Here is a 23,210-nt window from a genome sequence, read left to right on the forward strand (position 1 = left end):
ATCTCCTCTGTTAAACTTTCCCTCCAGCGATTGAAAAAAGTAAGTTAAGACTGTGTCAGAAATATAAAAATCAAATAGATTTCAGATCCAGCTTCCAGCCTATGAGCTCAGGAGTGTGAACTCCTGTATAACATTTTTCAAAAAAAGTTTGGAGAACTTTTCCATGGAATGAAAAAGAACCGTTTCCACCATAGTGGAAAACAGTTCTTTTTCATTCCGCAGTACAATAAAGATAGATGACAGGAAACTTCCAATCAGCCTTTATAATCCAGAGGAAGGCTCTCCCACCTCTTCTTGAAGTAGTACGCCGCTTCCTTGGGCTGACGCTGCCGCGTGAAGATTCCCTTCTTGTTTCCGTTCACACGCATGATCCCTTCCACGGTCTGGAAATCCGCAAAGTTCCATACCTGCTCCCCTTTCACGCACTCATAGGAATCGAATACCCGGTGGAACATCTCCAGATATTCCATCTCATATTCCGTGCTCCACTGCACGCTGGGCAGCTTGTGCTCTCCCTGAAGATTGTCGCACCCGTACTCGGTGAACACCATCGGGCAGTTCACTCCCTTGGCCAGCCATGCGTCCATTTCCTTCCGGAACGCTGTCTCCGCGTTCACCATCTCATAACCTCCCAGCAGATACCACCCGTAGTAGCGGTTCAGGCACAAAAAGTCGCAGAATTGGTGGCACTTGCAGTGCTCCGGTGAGGAATTCAGTTCCATCGCAAAGGTCCTGGGACGTTTCTGCACATCCAGCTCCTTTGCCCTGGCAAAGATCTCTTCAAAGTACGGCGCCGCGCTGTCTGTCATGGTGTCCGGTTCGTTGAACAGGCTCCAGGCGATCACACAGGCATGGTTTTTGTCCCTGGCGATCAGATCCTCCAGCATGGCCAGCTGGTTTTTCTTCAGTTCCGGCACTGTGGGCCGGTCAAAGAAGTTGGTGGTCTTTCCGCTCACCGCGTCCACAAAATTGGCCAGGCTCTCAAAGAACCCTACCGCAGGCAGCTCGTCGATCACCAGGAACCCTTCCCGGTCCGCCATCTGATAGATTTCCTCACTGTAAGGATAGTGGGAGGTGCGGAAGGAGTTGGCCCCGATCCATTTCATCAGCTCAAAGTCCCGCTTCATCACCCCGATGTTGAAGCCCCGGCCCACAATATCGCTGTCCTCATGCTTGCCGAAGCCTTTCAGGTATACGGGATTCCCGTTCAACAGGAAACGGTTCCCTTCCACCGCAAAGGTGCGGATTCCGATTTCATCATAGTATTCGTCCAGCACCTCTTCCCCGTCCAGCACTTTCAGCACAAAATGGTAGAGATAAGCGTTGTGGACTTCCCACAGATGCACATTTTCGATCTTCAGGCAACCTTCTTTTCCTTCTCCTCTGGCCACGGGCTTCCCGGATTCATCATAGACCTCCACTGTTACAGGATGGTCTCCGGTGGTCTCCACCTGATAGCTCACAGAAGCATCGTTTCCTTCCAGCGCATAGTTCAGGGTGAAATCTACAATAGATTCTTCCGGCAGCACCACCAGCTTTACCGGCCGCTGAATCCCTGCATAGTTGAAGAAGTCAAAAAAGGGCTTTGTCATTTTCCGGCCATTTTCCAGAGTAACGCTGATTCCGGCGGGAAGGGAAGTAAAGCTCAGTTCGTTATTTCCCTTCACCACCACCCGGTTGGGTTCATTCCAGTTCACCACTTCGTCAATCCTGGCGGAAAAGGGCAGAAAGCCGCCTTCGTGGGAAATAATCTCCTGACCGTTGACATATACCGTACAGCGGTGGGTAACAGCGGCAAAACGGACGTCAATATGGCGGCCTTTCCATTCCCCTGGCACGAACACTTCTGTCTCGTACCAGAAATCCCCGGTAAATTCCCTGGACTCCTTGTCCGTATAGAAGTCATTGAAGCTGGCGGGCACAGGGATCAGGTCGGCGCCGGGAATCCCGTTTTTCCAGCCCTGTTCCTCTCCTTCGTTTTCCTTGTCCAGACGGAATTTCCACATCCCATTCATGTCCGCCACACGCCTTGTGGATGTTGCGCGGGGGTAAAGCATTGACTGTTTCATCTGTAATCCTCCTCCTGAATTGTTTTTTCTGCTCCTATATGGAAAGCAAGCAGCTGGCTACAGCGCTTGCATTTGCAGCTGTCATAATAAACGCATATTTTGTCTCATAGTTTTTGATCTGGTTCACCACCGGCACATGTGCCAGCGCCAGACAGACCAGAGGTAAAAACGGATAGATATATCTGGTCTGCAGCCCTTCCACGCCCCATTTTCCCACCGGAGTGAAGCCAGCGTACAATGCCGCAATGGTCAGGCCGAAAATCACAATAGATATTAAAGATATTGTGCAGACAAAACGGTTCCTGTCCTTCCGGTTCTCCCATTGATACCGGTCCTTTGCCAGCACGGAACCCAGCACGACCCAGAGCCCTGTGAAATGTGCCACTCCGGATATCGATGAGATAGATGAATTCTCTATGTGCATCAGGATATTTTCAAAAAAGTATGTCCCAAAATTCCGGTATGATTCGTAAATATGATTCAAAACGTATTTGATCTGTTCTCCTACGTTCACATAACCGTTCCTGTCTTCTGTAAAAGGAAAGGCCTTAAGCAGATAGACCTGATATCCCATCATCACCAGAGAGACCAGAACGATCAGCGCGCTCAGCCATATTTTATGATGTTTTTCAAACCGTTTGGACGGGATCAGCAGCACCAGCAGGAATATGGGCGTATAGACCAGATATTTGATGGAAGCGATAAAGGGAACCATCAACACCAAGGGAAGCCACTCTTTGACCGAGATTTTTCTTTCTCTGTCCTTTCCCAAAATCAGGTCCAGGCAAATTGCAATGAAATACAGGCTGGCGCCGATCAGCACTGCGTCCTGGGTGCAGGAACCTGCCAGAAACATGCAGGTTGGAAGCAGGAGCACGCCAAAAAATATGGATTTATAGCAGGGCGCTTTCCTGATGGCCAGATACCCCAGCGCCACAAAGGCGCCCAGATCCATCAGACGGCTGAGCAGAATCACCAGCGCAGAACTCAAGTGGAAGATGCGCCCCAGCCAGATCCCCACAGCCGACACAGCATGGTCGATGGGAATTACGGAAGACATATACGGATTCGTATAGAAACTGCCTTCTCCTTCAAACGGCTGATTGTAAAGTTCACGGTTGGAATACCAGGAATACAAAGAAAACTCCGTGCCCAGCACTTCCCGGTAGTTTTCCGGCAAAACAGCGCCGATTTGCCCGCCTTCATTGATTTCATCATGCCAGTCTCCCTGGCTGATACAGAAGGACCGAAAAAAATGGGTGGATTCATCCAGCGGCTGGGGAAATGGATTGAACAGCAAAAACAGCATGCCCATAGAACAGGCGATCACCAGAAAATCCTTTTTAAAATCCCCGGAAACGAAAAAGATGCACAGATAAGACAATGCCAAAAGGCTAATCCACATAAGCGCCGTAATCAAAGCTGTTTTCCCATTCTGAAACAGCGCGCTGAAGTTGATATGATATCCGCTGTCAGCGCCGTTTATCCTGGTAGGAGATTCAAAGTCTGCCGGATTTGCATGTCCATATAGAAATATTCCATCATCCCCCTCTTTACTGAGGTTGACCAGCTTCAGCCGGTAGGATTTTTGTTTGGAATCTCCAATACGGTCAAATTCCTTTACATACTCCAGAGGGTCGTCCTCCGCCCCTACAGGGACAGTCTCCCGAAAAATCAGGTTCTTCCCGGCATCGTCCCACAATTCAACCTGTATTTTCTGTTCATTCTCAGAATGATTTTCAAAATTCAGTATCAAAGAATGAAATCCGTCAAAGGGCATGAAGAATTCCTGTTCCAACACCTCTCCGCCCTTAAAAGGCACCAGGGTATCCAACAGATATCCGTATTTTCGTTCTCCTGACTTTTCCTGGGTAAATGGGGCTGCAATAGACAGCAGCAGCGCCCAAAACAGGGTCAGCATTGCCAGAGCCTTCCACCGGGCCTTCAATTTTTGACCGCACCATTCCCGAACTTTTGTGATTTTCTTCGCTGCATTTTCTCTCATAACCGGTCTCCTGTGCTCATTTCTGCCTGCTCCTTTAATTTTTGAAGAAAATTAATCTGATACTGAAGCCTGTCCTGCCATAGCAGGCCGGCCGACTGCGTGGCCATAGGCGTCTTCATCGCCCGTTTCAAGCCTTCCAGCCTTTTCTGCAGCCAGTTTTTCTTTTCTTCCAGAGGCATTCCCCGGTATCCCTGTTCCTCCAGGGTCTCATAAATGCGGTAGGCGTCAAAACGGTCCAGATTGTCACAATCCCCGATGGAAAGGGCCAGAACAGTTTTCTCTCCGGCAAAGTCTGCCTCGTCATCCACATGTATAGCAATCCCATAACAGATTTGTTCCAAAATTTCTTTTTTCAGTCCCAGAGTTTCCAAAAACGGCCTGGCAATTCTGGCCGCATTTCTGCCATGGTTTTTCCAGTCCTCTTTGGAATTGATGGGATCTTTATAGCTGATATCATGGAGCAGGCCTCCGATAGCCATGGCCTCAGCATCCAGCCCTTCCTGTTCAGCCAGCCATTTCCCCAGGGCTGCAACCCGGAAGGAATGCTCGATCCGGTATTGCAGCCGGACTTCATCAGCTTTCAGGTTTTCTCCCTCTGAAAATTCCTTTTTCAGGAATTCTATGGTTTTCTGGATTCTTTCTGTCATCTTGTCCTCCTTTTTTGTCAACTCTTGATGTACAATCTGTGGTCCCGGCAGATTTTATCCAGCAGGGCTCGGCAGCCTGCATCAATATCCTGGTATGTTTTTTCAAAATCTCCGGTATACCAGGGGTCCGCCACATCTCTGGCTTCTTCTGTCAGATCCAGCAGCCGCAGCTGCTCTCCTCTGGAATTTTCCCCTAGAATCCGCGCCATGTTGCGCATATTCCAGGAATCCATCCCCACCAGATAATCGTATCTCTTCCCGTCGCTCCGGGTCAGCTGCACTGCCCGGTGATCTTTCATGGGAATCCCTTTTTCCTGAAGGATGCGCCTGGTCCCGCGGTGCACCGGGTTTCCGATCTCTTCTGTGCTGGTGGCTGCGGAATCCACGAATATCTGGTCCTCCAGGCCTGCCTGGCAGGCCAGGGACTGAAAGACGAATTGGGCCATGGGGGAGCGGCAGATGTTGCCGTGACAAATAAATAGTATTTTTATCATCTTGTTTATATCCCTTCATAAGCCTTCAAACCTTGATATAACGGGCTTTCCGGCGCTTTTTTAATTTTCGTGTTTTACCCCAAACCTACGCTAACCTTTTAAATCCACACAAATTCATGGGTAAATGGTGTAGTATGTAATATGAATTTTTCTCATTCTCAAATACGCTAATTTAGATTTTATATATTTTCTTCTAGCATAAGATCCTTCATATTAAAAATCTTAACTTTCTTATCTGCTTTAGCGTATCTGTATCGCAAAAACCATTCAAATTTCTGTTCATGTGTAATACAATTTCTATATATATTTGAATTTTATTCTTCACTTTCCATTAACTTTTTCAATTCTTCTTTGCTGGGCAATACAGTTAGATACTTACTTGCAAATATCTGGCTATTATCCTCCGGCAAAGTCATCTCTACTACTGCATCATTCTTATCTTTGCATAACAGGATTCCTATTGTCGGGTTTTCATCTTCGAGTTTTACCTTACGATCATAATAATTTACATACATCTGCATCTGCCCTATATCCTGATGCTTTAGTCGTCCAATCTTTAAATCAAAAAGCACAAAGCATCGCAATAATCGATTAAAGAACACCAAATCCACTCTGTAATGCTCATCTTCAAAAGTGAATCTCACTTGTCTTCCAACAAAAGTAAATCCTCTTCCTAATTCCAGCAAGAAATCCTGTAAATGATCAATTATCTTTGTTTCCAAATCTGTTTCTGAATATTTTGCAAGTTCTGGCAAGCCCGTAAACTCTAAAACATATGGGTCTTTCAATAAATCTTCGGGTTTCTCAATTATTTGTCCTTCTGTTGATAACCGATCTACACCCTCTTTGTCTCTGCTCAATGCTAACCGTTCATACAATGCACTGTCATATTGTCTCCCCAGCTCCTTTACGCCCCATCCGTTCCTAACCGCTTCAATTTCATAAAAATGTCGTTCATCTATATTAGGAATCCGCATAAGTGATACATAGCCTGTTTTCTGGCATTTTTTAGAACTTCTAATACTCTATCAAAAAAATTACCTTTCACCACATTTTCCATATTATCCTCCCAGTTGAATTGGGTAGAAACTGTCTACCCAATTCATATCATAACAAATTATCCCTCAAAAAACACAATAATGCAAAACTCATCTCATTCCTACTTTTCCTTGCCATATCAAGGCTCTAACTCAATTCAAAAACGGTGTAGTAGTGGTGTAGTAAACCTCTTCTTAATTATCCAGGCGTTCAAACTAATCTTAATATCATAAACTGCTGTAACTCTGGTATTACCCTCACAAAAAGTATGAATCTGCCCGATGCCCTAAGCAAACTTAGCCAAGTGCCTTACAGTCGATTTAATACGGAATTCTAAAATAATCCAAATACGCTTTGTATTTATCCTGTGCCGTCAGACATGTGTCCGTCAGGTAGCCTTTCTCATTATTCCATTCTTTCAATCCACGATAGTAGAATAGTTTCAAATTATCATCAATGATGAATGGAACGATATTATATTTCAAACACTCTTTAAACATGATCAGCCTGCCCACACGACCGTTGCCGTCCTGAAACGGATGTATTCTTTCAAATTTTACATGGAAATCCAAAATGTCCTCAAAAGTCTTTTCTTCCCTGGCGTTGTATTCTGTCAGCAGCATTTTCATTTTATCGGCAACTTCTTCCGGAAGCGCAGTGTCCATGCCGCCGACTTCGTTCGGCAATTTCTTATAATCACCAACAGCGAACCAATCCTTTCTGGAATCACTGGTACCATTCTTCAATAACAGATGAAGCTCCTTAATAAACTTCTCCGTCAGCGCCGCTTTTGCATGGTCAATAATCAGGTCGATGCAGCGGAAATGATTTACCGTTTCAATCACATCATCCACATTCAGCACATCATTCTCTACACTGATGGTATTGGTTTCAAAAATATACCTGATCTGATCATGGGTCAGGCGGCTTCCCTCAATATGATTCGAATTGTATGTCAAATCAACCTGTGTCTTATGATAAATTCCGCCGGGGTATTTACCTGCTTTCTGCTCCTTCAGAATATCCAGCAGAGTAATTGGCTGCTTTTTATTTTTGTTGGTACGCACTGGTTTATCGGCATTTTCAGGAATATTCCATGTCTTTCCGGTAAGAAATGCACCGTATACTCGTCCCTGCGCACAATAATTTCTCACGCTGCGCTCCGACACATTCCATTTTTTTGCTATTTCAGTAACTGAAAGATATCGCATCTGATTTCCTCCGTTAACACATAATCTATAGATACACAAGTCTACTGTATAGTATAGCACATTATCGGCAACAAATCCAATATTTTCTTGTCTATTACCAATGGTAATTTGCCGTCATAGGAAATACTTTTCTATCCACAGTCTCCGCTTCCTGCATCTGATCGATTATGATCTGCAACCTGTCCCGCACCTGCTCGTTCAAATCAGAAATGTTAATCTTTTAATTCACAGCTCAGTATACTTTTCCTTATTCCCAAAGGCTTTCTCTACCGGGTACTTCTGCGCATTTTGCTTTATTTTTTCCATAACGATTTCATCCAGATCCAGGCCGCAGGCATCCGCCATCAAAATACAATAATTGACCACATCAGCAAGTTCTTCTCTTACTTTGTCAAACTTCCCTTCACATTTCACATCTTCCGCGCTCCACTGGAACACTTCCAGCAGTTCCGCTGCCTCAAGACTGATAGATATCGCCAGGTCCTTTGGATTATGAAATTGTTTCCAGTTCCGATCATCTCTGAATTTGAGCACCTCGTTAACCGTATCTTGTGTCATATATACAATCCCTTTCTGCTTTTACTATTTTTTCAGGCATTCCTTCAGATACGCCGCCAGGTTTTCATCCACGCAATATACATAACAGCCTTTCATCCCTCTAGTCATAAGCGTGCGGTATGTATTCTTGATGATTTCATCAGCCAGGGCTTTTGCCTTATCCGGATCTTCTTTATATATCTTTTGGATTCCTCTCAGCGATTGGTCTGTTTTCGCTCTTTTGGTAAAATCCGTCACCACTTTTCCATTTTCATACCGCAGATCCTCTCCTATGATGACGCCTACATAGTCAAACTCCAGCCCCTGGGACGTATGAATGCAGCCCGCTTCATTTACGGAATCTTCATCAATAGCAAATGTTGACGTATTCTTTAAATTCCAGCTGATTTCAAAATCATCAATAATTATATCATGTACATCGGGATTATTTTGTCCTTCCTTTTTCCAGTTCCAGCAGTAACCTGCCAGAATCCTGGCCCTGTTATTGATTCGATTTCGCTCAAAAATAAAATTCCGGACTTCATGAGGCGAATCCATTATCTGAATCTCGTAATCAATGTCTTCCATATCCCAGTTAGCTGTTTCACGGATTTCCAATGTGTTATCCAGCCAAGCCAGATAACCGTCAGAGCCATTGCACCGGAATTGCGACACTAACTCCAACCGTTTTATTTCGGCCCCTGCTTCAACTGCCCATTTTTCGATCTCTGCCACGCTGCCGATATCGCTCAGCGTAACTCTTTGGCTTTCATCAATGAAAAACACGCTGCACCGGGAGGCATGGATGATTTCTTTGATCTGGTTTTCGCCCATATTCTGGAACAGGCCGGATTTCTTATTCAGCCGGTGCGCTTCATCCACCAGTATGGTATCTACAATGCCTTCGCCGGCATCCGTATAGATCCCAGAACCTTTAAACATATTATCCACGCTGCTTTTTCGGATTTCTCCTTTCAGCTTTTTCTGGTATACACAACGGGGAGCGCTGTTTTTAGAGACATACTGGCAGAACTGGTCTTCATTTGTCAGCTGCGCCAAAAGGTTTACTGCAACTACTGATTTGCCGGTTCCGGGACCGCCCTGTACAATAATCACCCGTTTTTTCTGATCCTCCATCGTGCGCCTTGAAGCGTATAAAATTTCCTCATAAACCACTTTCTGCTCATCCAGCATCACGAATTCCTGATTGCCTTTCAGCATTTTGGCGATTGATTCCTGAAGGCTTTTAGACGGCTTAATTTTTCCATTATCCACCGCATAAATCAGCTCTTTATTATCTCCCTTTACAACGCTTTTTTTGATAAACTCTCTGAGCTGATCTACCTGGCCGCGGGTAAATGCAGGCGCGTCCTCTAAATAGCTCTCATACTGCGGCCCGTCTAAAGGGTCTTTTTCCCTGCGTCTGTAATTATGTAAATAGGCACAGGGAAAAAGGCCGATTTTACCGTCCTGCACCGCCTGATTGTAATCTGTGATCAGCATGGCATAGGACCATGCCTGATAAGACGGATGTACCACCTGACGCAGGGCATTTCCTGTATAGGTCTCTACCAATGCGTCTCTTCCCTCTACCGCATCTATTTTATCCCATTGCTTCAGCTCAATAATCACCACATTGCTTTTAGCTTCCTGGTCATAGCCGGATATCAGGAAATCCACACGTTTTGAAGTCTGCGGAATATTGTACTCAATGGCAACGCCCGCATCCCGGGGAATTTCATGGTCATTCAGAACCTTATACATATATTCTAAAGAATTTTCCCAGGCCCTGAATTCATTTCGGGCAGTGCGGCGGTTCATTTTTTCGTAGATATTCTGTTCAATCTCAAACGCTATTGTGTCCATTTCAACACTTCTGAGGAACTCTTCCTTTATTCCGTCATACACTATCATATTTTGTCCTCCAGGCTGCTGCTCCGCCCAAAACCCGTGCGTACTTAAAGTGCTGCCGTAATTTTATCAATCAAAAACTTTCTTTTGTTCATAGTATTTTCCCAGCTATACCCTTACTTTTTATGCTGGTTATAAAATGCCTTTAATTCAGCCTTACGATCTTCCGGAAGTAATGTTTTTTTTACGCCGCAAATGGCTCCTTCCAGGGCCAGCAGCCGGTGAATGCATGCCGACGCGTCAATTTCCTGGATTTTCAGCCACGCCTGCTCCGCCCCCAGCTTTTTTAAGTCCTCACAGGTTCTGATTCCCGCCTCGTTTAACTGCCGCTCCACTTCTTTCCCAATATTGGGCAGCTGTGCTAATTCTCCCATTTTTCTCCTCCAGTTCATATAATTATTTAGTCAATAACAGGGCTGCCGCCGCCCCCGCAATCCCGCCTGTAAATTTCGCCGCCAGCAGAGGAACCACCAGATCCGGCTCTGCACCGAAAGTAAAGCCCATATGAGCGGCCATTGCCGAAGCCGCGCATACCGCAAACGCCGCGTTTACCACTTTTCCGCGGGCATCCATATTTTTCATCATTGCAATGGCCGGAACCACACTGACGGTTCCCATGAGCAGCCCCGCGATGCTGCTGGAATTCATACCAGTTTTTCTCCCAATCCAGGCCAGAGGTTTTTTCAAAAGCCGCTGCAGCAGTTCAGCCACAGGCAGGCTGCCCAACATCACTATGCCGATTGAAGAAACAACCTCCATGGCATTTTCAATAGATTCCATCTGAGCAATCGCTTTCCACCCGGTCATATAGGCTACCGCTCCCAGGACCAGCCCCACTGTCGTCAGAACCCTGATCAGGGCGGCAAACACTGAAAACCCGCGAAGCATCTTATCCGGAAATTTCCAGATCCCTGCCATCAACAGCCCCGCGGTCAGAAGCACCGGCAAACTCTGCAGGACAATAACGCCAGGAGCAAGAGAACACAAAATCCCTCCAACCAGCAGCCCCACAGGCAGGCATCCGGCGCCGATTAAAATCCCTTTTGCAAACCCTGCCCTGTCTTTTTTCTCCAGCATTCCCATGCCTACTGGAATCGTAAAAGTAACCGTACAGCCAAATGTGGCGGCTACGATGATTCCGGCATACCTTCCCACATCAGCATCTGCAGCCAGCTCCGTGGCCAGCTGGTATCCGCCCATATCGATTGCCAAAATTCCGCCCAAAATTGCCGGGTCCAGCCCCAGGCTCCTCCAAAGAGGCACAACCGCCATCTTCAGCCCGGAAGAAAGCAGCGGCGCCAGACAGATAATTCCCGCCATAGACAATGCGGTGGTTCCCAACAGCAGAAACCCTTCTTCAAACTTTTTCCCCAGGCCGAACCGGTTTCCCATCAGCCTGTCCAAGCCGCCGGCAACCGCTCCCGCAGCCATCATCCACATAATTGCCTGATTCATATCTGACTTATTCACTCCCGATGGATAGTCTGTCCCCTTCAATATTTTCTTCTGTATATTTTATCACAAATATTCGTTTTATTCCATAGCAATCCGTCTTTTCATTTATATCAGGCAGAGCCAAGTTTGTCTGCCAAAAACATCTGTACAGATTTTCTAAATTTTGATATGATAATAACAGGATAAAAGGGCTAAGGTTTTTACATGGAGGTACATAGATGGATTATGAAAATAATTTTAACTTTTTAACACCCTATATCGGGAACGACGAACAAATTTTATGGAAAGGAAAACCCGGGAAAGGAAATATTTTTTCCGGCAGAGACATTGTCATGCTGCCATTCAGTATTATGTGGCTGTCCTTTTGTCTGGTATGGGAGTATACTGCCATCAAAAGCGGATCGTCAATTTTCTTCATGCTGTGGGGGCTGCCGTTTATCGGTGTGGGTATCTATATGCTGTTTGGAGGTTTTATTCGAAAAGCCAGATTAAAGAATAAAACTTATTATGTCATAACCAATAAGAAGATTATTATAAAATCAGGAAACAATATAGAACTATATAATGGAAAAGATCTTCCGCCAATGCGTATTAAGCTTCATAAGAACGGAAGCGGAACTATTACATTCAATGAAGATATATATAACACAAGGGGCCGCGTACGTTCCACTTACTGTATGCTGGAAAATCTCGCAGATGTCGTTCAGGCGCAAAGAGCTGTAAGCAGGATGCTGGAAGAGGGTGCCGGAACAGTTGATGATATTTTTTGAGTTTGGGCATTGATGAAATCTATTACTCCGTCGGGGATAATCTAACTTGAAATATGGCAGGCAGGCATTACTTGAAAAAGACCAACACCACCGGTCCCAGCAAAAGGTTTGCCGTCAAAAACGAGACTATGAAAAAAAGGACCTGTTGACAAACTAAAGAAAAATAAAATGTTCTATTGTCAGGATTGGACGGGCGTTAAAATTTCAGAGTTCATTGACATTCTCAACAATTATCTGTTTTGGTATAACACAAAGCGGGTTAAAACATCACTTGGAAATATGAGTCCCAGGGAGTATCGGCAGAGCCTTGGTATGGTTGCATAACCAGTCCGACTTTTTGTCCGCACCCTTGTCTCTTCTCAATATAAACTCCAAAGAAAAAAACACTGTCATGGAAAATCCCCATTTTCCATGACAGCTTTAAATACCCGGACCATATTTCTGTAACCTACATTCTATATGATCCTCCCCCTATCAAAAAATTACAGATGATGTCATAATCAGTTCATTTCGCCCAACCGTCTGCGCAGATCCAGAATATATCTCCGCTGCATTTTCTGTACAGGCTTCCAAAACTGTGCCAGGAGCTGCAGGGCCGTACTGCTGAAATATATTTCTTCTGTAAAACGCACCTTAGTCCCTCCTGCCGGGACCGAAAAGAATTCTCCCTTCCAGGTTCCTTTTATGTTTTTATTCTTCATATCAAAGGCATATAATGTATATTCATCCCTAGCTGTAACAAAAAATTCTGTCGCAATCCCGTTCCTCCCGTACTCTGTAAAACGGCGGCTGTCGGGGTCTGCCTCAGATCTGTACACATCGCTTCTCCAGCTGCAGTCTCCCGCATTTGTTACCAGATTCCATACTTCCACCACACAGGTACAAAATTCAGCGGTAATTGTTGTCCTTACCATTGGCCCCCCTCCTTGTTATTTAGTATAACATAGCGAACGTCTACCGCCTAATGGTTTTATGGTGCACTTTGTTACTTGTGTTTATTAAAAATTATGATATACTATAAAAAGTGCCGGATAAAATAATATCCGGCACTTTTTGATTATTTGTTTTGCACAAAACTCTCTGGATTTCTTACTTAACATCCTTGAGGCTGAAACTGATCCTGCCCATCTTGTCCTTTCCGAGACATACCACTTTCACCACATCTCCCAGAGTCAGAACATCTTCCACGCGATTCACACGTTCCTTAGACAGTTTGGAAATGTGTACCATTCCTTCTTTGCCCGGCGCAAACTCCAGGAAAGCGCCGAAATCCTTGATGCTGATCACCTTGCCGGTCAGCACCTGTCCGGTTTCAAATTCAGCCACAATCGTGTTAATATAATTTACAGCTTTCTGCATCATTTCATGATCTGTACCGCACACCGATACAAAGCCGTCATCATCAATATCAATTTTTACGCCCGTCTCTTCGATGATCTTGTTGATCACCTTGCCCTGCTTGCCTACCACATCGCCGATCTTTGCAGGATCAATCTGCAGCTGGATAATCTTGGGAGCATATTTATTGACCTCAGCTCTGGGCTCGGAAATTGCTTTTGCCATTACCTCATCCATGATATACATGCGGGCTTCCCTGGTACGGGCAATAGCCTCTTCAATAATCGGTCTGGTCAGGCCATTGATTTTAATATCCATCTGGATGGCTGTGATCCCATCCCGGGTACCTGCAACCTTAAAGTCCATATCCCCGAAGAAATCCTCCAGGCCCTGAATATCAGTGAGAACAATATAGTCGTCATCCGTATCTCCGGTCACCAGGCCGCAGGAAATACCTGCCACCGGTTTCTTAATCGGAACTCCCGCGCTCATCAAGGACATGGATGATGCGCAGATAGAAGCCTGAGACGTGGAGCCATTGGATTCAAAGGTCTCGGATACGGTACGGATCGCATAGGGGAATTCCTCTACGGTGGGCAGCACCGGAATCAATGCGCGCTCTGCCAGAGCTCCGTGGCCGATTTCACGCCGTCCCGGGCCTCTGGAAGGTTTTGTTTCACCCACGGAATAGGAAGGGAAATTATAGTGGTGCATATATCTCTTCTCTGTTTCCATCTCATCCAGGCCGTCCAGACGCTGCGCATCGGACAGAGGCGCCAGCGTGGTCACTGTACAGATCTGTGTCTGCCCTCTGGTGAACATAGCGGAACCATGCGCTCTGGGCAGCAGATCAATCTCTGCAGCCAGATGGCGGATCTGTGTGATGTCGCGGCCGTCAGGACGCTTGTGATCCTTCAGGATCATCTTGCGCACAGTCTTTTTCTGATACTTATACAGCGCTTCTCCCAACATGGGAATCCACTCCGGATGCTCTTCTTCGTAACGCGCTGCCAGCATTTCCTTTAACTCATGAATATTGGCTTCACGCTTTTGTTTTTCATCAGTAAATACTGCCTCTTCCATCTGTTCTGCAGGAACAGCGGCAGTCATGTCAGCCCAGAGTTCTTCATCCACATCGCAGGACTGATAGCTGTGTTTAGGCTTTCCGCATTCTGCTACAATCGTGTCAATGAAGGCAATTACCTTCTGGTTCATCTCATGAGCTGCGAAAATTGCCTCAAGCATTTTGTCTTCCGGCACTTCATTTGCTCCCGCCTCGATCATGATCACTTTTTCCCTGGTGGACGCCACCGTCAGATTCAGATCGGAAACCTTTTTCTGAGGAAGGCTGGGATTAAAAATCAGTTCTCCGTCAATCATGCCCACCTGTGTGGCAGCGATGGGGCCGTCAAAAGGAATATCGGAAATTGAGGTGGATATCGAAGAGCCCAGCATAGCCACCACTTCGGGATTGCACTCAGGATCCACACACATTACAAGATTGCTCAGCGTCACATCATTGCGGTAATCCTTGGGAAACAGCGGACGCATCGGTCGGTCGATTACACGGGAAGTCAGAATCGCATGCTCACTGGCCTTTCCCTCTCTCTTATTAAAACCGCCGGGAATCTTACCCACCGCATACATTTTTTCTTCGTATTCCACGCTCAGAGGGAAGAAATCAATACCCTCCCTGGGTTCTTCTGACGCAGTGGCCGTAGACAGCACCACCGTATCTCCATAGTGCATAAACGCCGCACCGTTTGCCTGGGCCGCTACTCTGCCGATTTCCACCGTCAGCGTGCGCCCTGCCAGTTCCATTGAATAAGTTTTGAACATAGCAAGCTCCTTTCATTTTTCCGCCGCTGTAAAGCCTGCAAAGGAGCCGAAACTACTGAAAAGCACATAAACATCTGCTTATGTGTTTTTCAGCGGTCTCGGGCTTGGAACCCTCTGCCTTCTTTTTCTCTGCGGCTGTTTTACTGCAGACAACTAAAGATAGGGTGGAGTTTTCCTCCACCCTAAAACAGATTACTTTCTGATGCCAAGACGTGCAATCAGGTTACGATAACCCTCAATGTCCTTCCTCTTCAGGTAATCCAGCAGACCTCTTCTCTGGCCTACCATCATCAGCAGACCTCTTCTGGAATGATGATCCTTGGGGTTCTGTTTCAGATGTGCGGTCAGCTCTTCGATTCTGGCTGTCAGAATTGCGATCTGAACCTCCGGTGAACCGGTATCTCCTTCTTTTCTGCCATACTCAGCGATGATCTTATCTTTCTTTTCCTTTGAAATCATTTTGATTTCCTCCTTTAATATTTTTCTAACCGGATACCAGGCCGTGGCCGGAGTTGCCAGTGGCTGGGTAACGGCGTACACATACTTAATTATCATATCATAAATGGTTTATTTTGTAAACACCTTAATCGTATTTTTTTCAATCTCCATTGACTCTCAGAATTTTCTGAAACGCTGATATCTTCTTTCTGCCAGCGCCTGATTATCCATATTGCCATAGACTTTCAAAAAGCGCTCCAACTCTGTTTTCAGATTATCGCAAATTTGAGGCAGGTTCTCCTGTGTTGCCGGTTGGCACTCTTCTATTATGCGGTCGATGATCTCCAGTTTTTCTAAATCCGCGGCTGTAATCTGCATCACCTCCGCCGCTTCATCCGCGCGGCTGCTGTCTTTCCAGAGAATGGTTGCAAAGCCTTCCGGGGAAAGGATAGAATAAATGGAGTTCTGCAGCATCCATACCTCGTCTGCCACTGCCATTGCCAGCGCCCCGCCGGACCCGCCTTCACCAATGACCACAGACAGCACCGGTATCTTCAGATCTGCCATTTCAAACAGGTTTCTGGCAATCGCCTCTCCCTGCCCCCGTTCCTCCGCCTCCAGCCCGCAGAAGGCGCCGGGCGTATCGACAAAACAAATCACCGGGCGGCCGAATTTTTCTGCCTGCTTCATCAGCCGAAGGGCCTTGCGGTATCCTTCGGGAGAAGGCATGCCGAAATTGCGCCGGATATTCTCTTTTGTATCCCGGCCCTTTTGCTGGGCAATCACAGTCACCGGGCGGCCTTCAAACCGGGCCAGCCCCCCTACAACCGCAGGATCATCCTTACAGAACCTGTCTCCATGGAATTCCACAAAGTCTGTAAACATCTGACGGATATAATCCAGGCCGGTGGGGCGCTCAGCCATTCTCGACCGTTTCACCCGTTCCCAGGCTGACATTTGCTCTGCTTCCGCTTCTGACTCCTGCTGTATCCTTCCAGAAAAAGAACCAGTTTCCACCACAGCGGCTGAAGAAGCAGTGTCAGATAGATTAGCAGCCTTCTCATGCAGAGCCAGCAATTGTGCCAGTTTTACTTTCATATTGTCTCTGGTGACAATTGCGTCCACAAAACCGTGCTCCAGCTGGAATTCCGCACGCTGGAATCCTTCCGGCAGTTTCTGACGAATGGTCTGTTCAATCACTCTGGGGCCGGCAAAACCGATCAGAGCGCCCGGTTCAGCCAGATGAATATCCCCCAGCATGGCGAAACTGGCTGTAACTCCTCCGGTGGTAGGCTCTGTCAGAACGGAGATATACAGGAGGCCCGCTTCACTGTGACGTTTCAGCGCAGCTGCTGTTTTCGCCATCTGCATCAGAGAGATCATGCCTTCCTGCATTCTGGCGCCGCCGGAACAGGCAAAAATTATCACAGGAAGTTTTTCATCCGTGGCGCGTTCCACTGCCCGGGTGATTTTTTCTCCCACAATATGCCCCATGCTGGCCATCAGGAACCGGGCGTCCATCACGCAGAGCACCGCTCCATGCCCCCCTATAGACGCCTTTCCGGTGAGCACAGCCTCTTCCAGCCCGGTTCTTTCCTGAATCTCGCGGACCTTCCGCTCATAACCGCTAAACTGCAGAGGATTGGAAAAAGGAAGGCCTGCGTCCCATTCTTCAAAAGTACCATTGTCCGCTATCATTTCGACCCTTCTTCTGGCGTGCATCCTAAAATAGCCGCCGCATTTCGGGCAGATATAATGATTTTCCAGCACATCATCTGTATAAATAGCTGCGCCGCATTTATTACATTTACGCCACAGCCCCCTGGGCACTTCCGGTCCGCCGTTTTTTCCGTCAGGCTGCTGCGCGGTTTTTTTAAATAAATTCCTGAGAGTTGCCATAATCACTCACCTATTCAAAATATTTCTCAATAAACGCCGTATCCGTCCGCCCTTCCATATAGGCAGGATGACAGAGAATTTCATACTGAAATTCCAGGTTTGTATCCACGCCTTCTATGATCAATTCCCCCAATGCGCTCTTCATCTTGCGGATGGCAGCGTCTCTGTCGGGGCCGTGGACAATCAGCTTCAGGATCATGGAATCATAATAAGGCGGAATCCGGTAACCGTTATAAATAGCGCTGTCCACGCGCACGCCGTTTCCGCCGGGAAAATGAATGTTCTTAACTGTCCCAGGGCAAGGCATGAAATTTTTATCAGGATTTTCCGCATTAATGCGCACTTCGATGGCATGCCCCTTTAACCGTATCTCTTCCTGCCTGAAAGATAAGGGAAGCCCTGCAGCAATTCTGATCTGCTCCTGGATCATATCTACCCCAGTCACTGCTTCTGTCACAGGATGTTCCACCTGTATTCTGGTGTTCATTTCCATAAAATAAAAATTCCCGTCCGGCTCCAGCAAAAATTCGATGGTCCCCGCATTTGTATACCCCGCGGCTTTTGCAGCCCGCACAGCCGCTTCCCCCATCTTTTCCCTGAGTTCTTTTCCCAGTGCAAAAGAAGGAGACTCTTCGATCAATTTTTGATGGCGGCGCTGGATAGAGCAGTCCCTTTCTCCCAGGTGCACCACGTTTCCCAGCGAATCCGCCATAACCTGAAACTCAATATGGCGTGGATTTTGAATATACCGTTCTATATACATGGTATCGTCAGAAAATCCGCTGACCGACTCTCTCTGAGCAGTGAGAAACTGGTCTTCAAAATCTTCCGCGCATTCCACCACCCGCATCCCGCGGCCTCCGCCGCCGGACGCTGCTTTTACCATCACAGGGTAGCCGATCTCCTGCGCAACTGCCTTTCCCTGTTCCGGGGTATACACCGGCTCCCTGCTCCCCGGCACAACCGGCACTCCGGCAGCCATCATGGTATTCCTGGCCTCTGATTTATTCCCCATCCGGCTGATCACCTCCGGCTCCGGGCCGATAAAGGTTATTCCGCATTTTCTGCAGAGAGTGGCAAACTTGCTGTTTTCAGACAAAAATCCGAAACCAGGATGGATGGCATCCGCCTTCAGGGAGACCGCCGCGCTTAAAATACTTTCCATATTCAGATAGCTCTGGGACGAGGGAGCCGGGCCGATACAGATCGCCTCATCTGCCAGCATTGTGTGCAGCGCGTCTTTATCCCCTTCTGAGTACACGGCCACTGTCGGGATTCCCAGCTCCCGGCAGGCCCGGATAATGCGCACCGCAATTTCCCCTCTGTTTGCAATCAGTATTTTCTGAAACATTCCTTTTCCCTATCCAATCATAAATGTCAGCTCTGCAGTTACCGCAACCTTCCCATCCACTGTGGCGGTAGCTCTGCCGATACCTACAGGACCTTTCTGTTTGATGATTTCACATTCCAGCCTCAGTCTGTCTCCGGGAACCACTTTCCGCCGGAATTTCGCACTGTTGATGCCGCCGAAATAAGCTACTTTCCCTTTATTTTCTTCCACGCTCAGAATAGAAACCGCCCCTACCTGGGCCAGGGCTTCAATAATCAGCACCCCCGGCATCACGGGTTCCTGGGGAAAATGCCCCCGGAAAAAATCTTCATGAAATGTCACGCATTTATAGCCTACTGCGCGCACTCCCGGTTCCAGTTCTTCCACACAGTCTATCAGTAAAAACGGATGGCGGTGCGGGATAATTGCTTCGATCTCCTTAATTCCTAACATGGCTCCTCCTACCTGGAGATTCGGAACAGGGGCTGGCCATATTCTACAATCTGGCCGTTTTCCACCAGAACAGCCGCTATTGTTCCGTCATACTCCGATTCAATTTCATTCATCAGTTTCATGGCTTCCACAATCGCCAGCGTCTGGCCCTTTTTTATCTGATCCCCTTCTCTGACAAAGGCCGGAGCGTCTTCAGACGGGGATGCGTAAAAAGTCCCTACCAGCGGAGAAACCACCACTTCATCAGGCGCAGACGATTCATTCATTTCTGCTTTCTCAGGCTGCGCCGTATTTGAACCATACGCCTCACAGTCATTTCCCTTCGGCAGAATATCATTTGCCGCTGCTGTGCTGCCTCCAAAATCTGACGGCGCCGGATATTGTTCGGCTGCCTTTTCCTTTTTCAAAACCAGCCTGTCACCGTTTTCATCCAGCTCCAGCCCTGTCAGAGCTGATTCTGATACCAACTGCACCAATTTTGTGATCTTCTCATATTCCATTGTACTACCTCCTGTCAATCCCGGTACTTTCTGATCAGAATGCTGGCATTGTGTCCGCCGAATCCCAGTGAATTGCTCAGTGCATATTCTACCGGAACAGAAATCCCTCCTCCGGTCACATAATCCAGATCCAGCTCTTCATCAGGGATCCGGTAGCCCAGGGTCTGATGAACAAAATTTTCCTGTACAGATTTGACGCAGGCAATAAATTCCACTCCGCCGGCCGCGCCCAGCAGATGCCCGATCATAGATTTTGTGGAATTTATCTTCAGTTCAGACGCATGTTTACCAAATGCTGCTTTAATCGCTCTTGTTTCAAATAAATCATTGTGATGTGTGCTGGTTCCGTGGGCATTGATATAGGCCACCTGCCCGGGAGTTATTCCGGCGTCTGCCATGGCATTTTCCATGGCCCTTGCTGCCCCGCTGCCGTCTTCCGCCGGGGAAGTGATATGATATGCGTCGCTGGTGGAGCCGTAGCCTGCCACCTCGGCCAGAATTTCCGCCCCTCGTCTGCGGGCATGCTCCAGTTCTTCCAGCACCACAACCCCTGCTCCTTCTCCCATCACAAAGCCGTTTCTTTCTTTATCAAAAGGAATGGAGGCTCTGTCCGGATCTTCACTGGAAGACAGGGCGGTCAGCGCGGTAAAACCGGCTACTCCAATGGGGCAGATGCTGGCTTCAGTACCTCCCGCCACCATCACGTCCGCTTCCCCATACTGAATGGAACGGAACGCCTCTCCGATGGAATGTGTGCCAGTGGCGCAGGCGGTTACCACGTTGATACATTTTCCTTTCAGGCCGAACTGGATGGAAACGTTTCCCGCCGCCATATTGCAGATCATCAGCGGAACCAGAAGGGGGTTCACCCGGCCCGGGCCCTTTGACTTCAGTTTATCGTACTCTCTCTCCATGGCCTGCAGGCTGCCGATGCCTGAGCCCACGCTTACGCCCACTCGGAAAGGATCCTCTTTGCTCATATCCAGCTTAGACTGCTCCAGAGCTTCCCTTGCTGCGGCCACCGCATACTGGCAAAACAGCTCCATCCGCTTCGCAGCCTTAAAATCCATAAAGTCCTTTGGGTTAAAATCTTTTACCTCTGCCGCCAGCTTCGCTTTATACTCTGAAGTATCGAACCTGCTGATGGGTGCAAAACCATGTCTGCCCGCTTTCAGGCTCTCCCAAAACGATTCCGCACTGTTTCCTACAGGTGTAATCGCTCCCAGCCCTGTCACTACAACTCTTCTGCTCATGTTTCCACTCTCCTACATTGCCATCCCGCCATCCACACAGATGACCTGGCCTGTGATATATTTTGCCTGCTCTGACGCCAGGAAAGCAACTGCTTCCGCTACATCTTCCGGCTTTCCGAATTCTCCGAACGGAATTTGTGACGCTGCTGCAGCTTTCACTGCGTCTGAAAGCACTTCTGTCATTTCTGTATCAATAAAACCAGGGGCCACTGCATTCACTGTAATTTTTCTGGAAGCCAGTTCCCGGGCCGCGGATTTTGTCAAACCGATCAGCCCTGCTTTGGAGGCTGAATAATTTGCCTGTCCCGCGTTTCCCATCACTCCCGATACAGAAGAGATATTGACAATTCTGCCTTTTTTTTGCTTCAGCATCTGTCTGGCGCTGTGGCGGATGCAGTGAAATGCGCCCTTTAAATTCGTATCCAGCACTTTGTCAAAATCTTCTTCGCTCATTTTCATCAGCAGGCCATCTTTCGTGATACCGGCATTATTAACCAGCACATCCAGTCTTCCGAATTCTTTCACGATTTCCTGTATCATTTCCCCGCAGGCGGCAAAATCTGAAACATCACAGCGCATTGCTTTGGCGCTGCCTCCTGTCCGTTCAATTTCTTTTACGGTTTCTTCCGCCCTGGAAGCAGAACCGAAATAATTAACAACAACAAACATATTCTCTGCCGCCAGCCGCAACGCGATAGACCGGCCGATCCCTCTGCCCGCGCCTGTCACCAGGGCCACTTTCTGTTCCAGCATATCAATCCTCCTGCTGTGCCGTGATCTGGGCCAGCACCTGCTCCATGTCCTCAGGCTTTTCTACATTCAGCATCCGCGCCTGCCGGCTGATTTTTTTCACAAAGCCGGAAAGCGTTTTCCCGGGGCCGATTTCTATAAAGGTATCAACTCCGTCTTCCAGCATGGTTTCCACACTCTGCTGCCAGCGCACAGAAGAAGAAATCTGCTCTTTCAGCAGTTCCTTCACCGGGTCAGCCTCCGTGACATACGCAGCGTTCACATTCGCCACATATGGAATCGCAGGCCTGTTTATTTCCACAGCTTCCAGCGCTTCCCCCAGCTTCTCTCCCGCTCCTTTCAGCAGTCTGGAATGAAACGGGCCGCTGACATTCAGCAAAATACAGCGTTTGGCTCCTGCCTCTGCCAGCCTCCTGCAGGCTTCCTCCACTGCGTCCTTCAGGCCGGAAATTACAATCTGTCCCGGGCAGTTGTAATTTGCGATCTGAACATTTTCCAGACCGGAAAGCACACCTTCAATCTTCTCCGCAGCCAATGACAGCACCGCAGCCATAGCCCCTGTTCCCGGGGGAACGGCTTCCTGCATGAGAATTCCTCGTCTTCTTACGATACGGACAGCGTCCATCGGCGCCATCACTCCGGCTGCTGCCAGGGCACAGTATTCTCCCAGGCTGAGGCCGGCTGCAACGTCCGCCTTCAGGCCCTTTTCCTGAAGCACTGCCAGCATGGCGAGGCTGGTGGTAACCATTGCGCATTGTGTATATTCAGTCAGATCCAATCTGTTATTTTCCTCAAAACATAATTCCTTCATATCCAGTCCCAGAACCTGGCTGGCCTGATCATAAATCTCTCTGGCCGCCTGATACTGTTCATAAAATTCTTTTCCCATCCCTGCTTTTTGGGCCCCCTGTCCGGGGAATATCACCGCAATCCTGTTCATTGCTCCTCCTGCCGCTTTTCTCTGTAAACTTGAATGTATGGCGGGAAACCGCAGCAGCAGCGCCCGCCATAGCTGATTCTTCTGTTATTACGGTACTTCAGCCTTCCACACCTTTTTCTTTCAGATAGTTCATCACATCGCCTACAGTACTCAGATTTGCCAGATCCTCGGAAGGGATCTCCACATGGTATTCCTCTTCCAAAGCCATCACCAGCTCAAACAAATCCAGGGAATCCGCTCCCAGATCTTCTTTAAAAGAAGAAGCTTCTGTAATGGATTCTGCCTCTGCATTCAGCTGCTCCGCAATAATTTCTCTCATTTTTTCCAACATGT

Annotated in this window: 22 protein-coding genes and 1 pseudogene; 2 read left to right on the top strand and 21 right to left on the bottom strand. The window is 47.7% G+C overall.

The window, feature by feature from the left end:
- Window positions 1-254 precede the first annotated feature (254 nt).
- From uidA to EV209_RS14135, 10 genes and pseudogenes are all read right to left on the bottom strand, one after another.
- Window positions 255-2,069, bottom strand: a complete 1,815-nt coding sequence (uidA, locus tag EV209_RS14090) for a beta-glucuronidase (protein ID WP_130436120.1) — start codon at window positions 2,067-2,069, stop codon at window positions 255-257.
- A gap of 34 nt (window positions 2,070-2,103) precedes the next feature.
- Window positions 2,104-4,074, bottom strand: coding sequence for a DUF2142 domain-containing protein (locus EV209_RS14095; RefSeq protein ID WP_130436121.1), 1,971 nt, complete (start codon window positions 4,072-4,074; stop codon window positions 2,104-2,106).
- Entirely contained in the window at window positions 4,071-4,721 is a 651-nt protein-coding gene (locus EV209_RS14100) for an HD domain-containing protein (protein WP_130436122.1), read from the bottom strand. Before EV209_RS14100 ends, EV209_RS14095 begins: the two co-directional genes overlap by 4 nt.
- 17 nt (window positions 4,722-4,738) lie before the next feature.
- On the bottom strand, window positions 4,739-5,215 hold the full coding sequence (locus tag EV209_RS14105) for a low molecular weight protein-tyrosine-phosphatase (protein WP_130436123.1): 477 nt from the start codon (window positions 5,213-5,215) through the stop codon (window positions 4,739-4,741).
- Window positions 5,216-5,529: 314 nt separating this feature from the next.
- Window positions 5,530-6,204 (bottom strand): annotated as a pseudogene (locus EV209_RS14110) (PDDEXK nuclease domain-containing protein); the annotation flags it as partial.
- Window positions 6,205-6,573: 369 nt separating this feature from the next.
- Window positions 6,574-7,464 (bottom strand): Fic family protein, encoded by an 891-nt coding sequence (locus EV209_RS14115; RefSeq protein ID WP_130436124.1) that lies wholly within the window; start codon window positions 7,462-7,464, stop codon window positions 6,574-6,576.
- A 225-nt stretch (window positions 7,465-7,689) separates the two neighbouring features.
- Window positions 7,690-8,022, bottom strand: a complete 333-nt coding sequence (locus tag EV209_RS14120) for a nucleotide pyrophosphohydrolase (RefSeq protein ID WP_130436125.1) — start codon at window positions 8,020-8,022, stop codon at window positions 7,690-7,692.
- A 24-nt stretch (window positions 8,023-8,046) separates the two neighbouring features.
- Window positions 8,047-9,915, bottom strand: a complete 1,869-nt coding sequence (locus tag EV209_RS14125) for a DUF2075 domain-containing protein (protein ID WP_130436126.1) — start codon at window positions 9,913-9,915, stop codon at window positions 8,047-8,049.
- Between the two features lie 113 nt (window positions 9,916-10,028).
- Window positions 10,029-10,286: a TfoX/Sxy family protein gene (locus EV209_RS14130; RefSeq protein ID WP_130436127.1), complete on the bottom strand. Its 258-nt coding sequence runs from the start codon at window positions 10,284-10,286 to the stop codon at window positions 10,029-10,031.
- Between the two features lie 22 nt (window positions 10,287-10,308).
- Window positions 10,309-11,367, bottom strand: coding sequence for an ethanolamine utilization protein EutH (locus tag EV209_RS14135; protein ID WP_130436128.1), 1,059 nt, complete (start codon window positions 11,365-11,367; stop codon window positions 10,309-10,311).
- 218 nt (window positions 11,368-11,585) lie between these two features.
- On the opposite strand from EV209_RS14135, the gene EV209_RS14140 reads away from it, so the two are divergent.
- Window positions 11,586-12,137, top strand: coding sequence for a hypothetical protein (locus EV209_RS14140; RefSeq protein WP_130436129.1), 552 nt, complete (start codon window positions 11,586-11,588; stop codon window positions 12,135-12,137).
- Between the two features lie 168 nt (window positions 12,138-12,305).
- A complete protein-coding gene (locus EV209_RS17000) occupies window positions 12,306-12,461 on the top strand; it encodes an IS3 family transposase (protein WP_130436130.1) in 156 nt (51 codons plus the stop codon).
- A 176-nt stretch (window positions 12,462-12,637) separates the two neighbouring features.
- Here the strand turns inward: EV209_RS17000 and EV209_RS14150 are convergent, their stop codons facing one another.
- From EV209_RS14150 to acpP, 11 genes are all read right to left on the bottom strand, one after another.
- The gene (locus EV209_RS14150; protein ID WP_130436131.1) at window positions 12,638-13,051 is read right to left on the bottom strand and encodes a hypothetical protein; all 414 of its coding nucleotides are present in this window, start codon (window positions 13,049-13,051) and stop codon (window positions 12,638-12,640) included.
- A 175-nt stretch (window positions 13,052-13,226) separates the two neighbouring features.
- Window positions 13,227-15,314, bottom strand: coding sequence for a polyribonucleotide nucleotidyltransferase (locus tag EV209_RS14155; RefSeq protein ID WP_130436132.1), 2,088 nt, complete (start codon window positions 15,312-15,314; stop codon window positions 13,227-13,229).
- Window positions 15,315-15,506: 192 nt separating this feature from the next.
- Window positions 15,507-15,773, bottom strand: a complete 267-nt coding sequence (gene rpsO / locus EV209_RS14160; RefSeq protein ID WP_130436133.1) for a 30S ribosomal protein S15 — start codon at window positions 15,771-15,773, stop codon at window positions 15,507-15,509.
- Between the two features lie 156 nt (window positions 15,774-15,929).
- Window positions 15,930-17,651 carry an acetyl-CoA carboxylase carboxyltransferase subunit alpha gene (locus EV209_RS14165; RefSeq protein ID WP_130436134.1) on the bottom strand — a complete coding sequence of 574 codons (1,722 nt, stop codon included), beginning with the start codon at window positions 17,649-17,651 and terminating at the stop codon, window positions 15,930-15,932.
- Between the two features lie 10 nt (window positions 17,652-17,661).
- Window positions 17,662-19,002 carry an acetyl-CoA carboxylase biotin carboxylase subunit gene (locus EV209_RS14170; RefSeq protein WP_130436135.1) on the bottom strand — a complete coding sequence of 447 codons (1,341 nt, stop codon included), beginning with the start codon at window positions 19,000-19,002 and terminating at the stop codon, window positions 17,662-17,664.
- Between the two features lie 9 nt (window positions 19,003-19,011).
- A complete protein-coding gene (fabZ, locus tag EV209_RS14175; protein ID WP_130436136.1) occupies window positions 19,012-19,434 on the bottom strand; it encodes a 3-hydroxyacyl-ACP dehydratase FabZ in 423 nt (140 codons plus the stop codon).
- A gap of 8 nt (window positions 19,435-19,442) precedes the next feature.
- On the bottom strand, window positions 19,443-19,934 hold the full coding sequence (gene accB / locus EV209_RS14180) for an acetyl-CoA carboxylase biotin carboxyl carrier protein (RefSeq protein WP_130436137.1): 492 nt from the start codon (window positions 19,932-19,934) through the stop codon (window positions 19,443-19,445).
- Between the two features lie 14 nt (window positions 19,935-19,948).
- On the bottom strand, window positions 19,949-21,187 hold the full coding sequence (fabF, locus tag EV209_RS14185) for a beta-ketoacyl-ACP synthase II (RefSeq protein WP_130436138.1): 1,239 nt from the start codon (window positions 21,185-21,187) through the stop codon (window positions 19,949-19,951).
- 12 nt (window positions 21,188-21,199) lie between these two features.
- Entirely contained in the window at window positions 21,200-21,940 is a 741-nt protein-coding gene (fabG, locus tag EV209_RS14190; protein WP_130436139.1) for a 3-oxoacyl-[acyl-carrier-protein] reductase, read from the bottom strand.
- Window position 21,941: 1 nt separating this feature from the next.
- Entirely contained in the window at window positions 21,942-22,877 is a 936-nt protein-coding gene (gene fabD, locus EV209_RS14195; RefSeq protein ID WP_130436140.1) for an ACP S-malonyltransferase, read from the bottom strand.
- 97 nt (window positions 22,878-22,974) lie between these two features.
- Window positions 22,975-23,208, bottom strand: a complete 234-nt coding sequence (gene acpP, locus EV209_RS14200) for an acyl carrier protein (protein ID WP_130436141.1) — start codon at window positions 23,206-23,208, stop codon at window positions 22,975-22,977.
- Between the last annotated feature and the right edge of the window lie 2 nt (window positions 23,209-23,210).

Origin of the sequence: Cuneatibacter caecimuris, from assembly GCF_004216775.1 — a bacterium.
GTDB lineage: Bacteria > Bacillota > Clostridia > Lachnospirales > Lachnospiraceae > Cuneatibacter > Cuneatibacter caecimuris.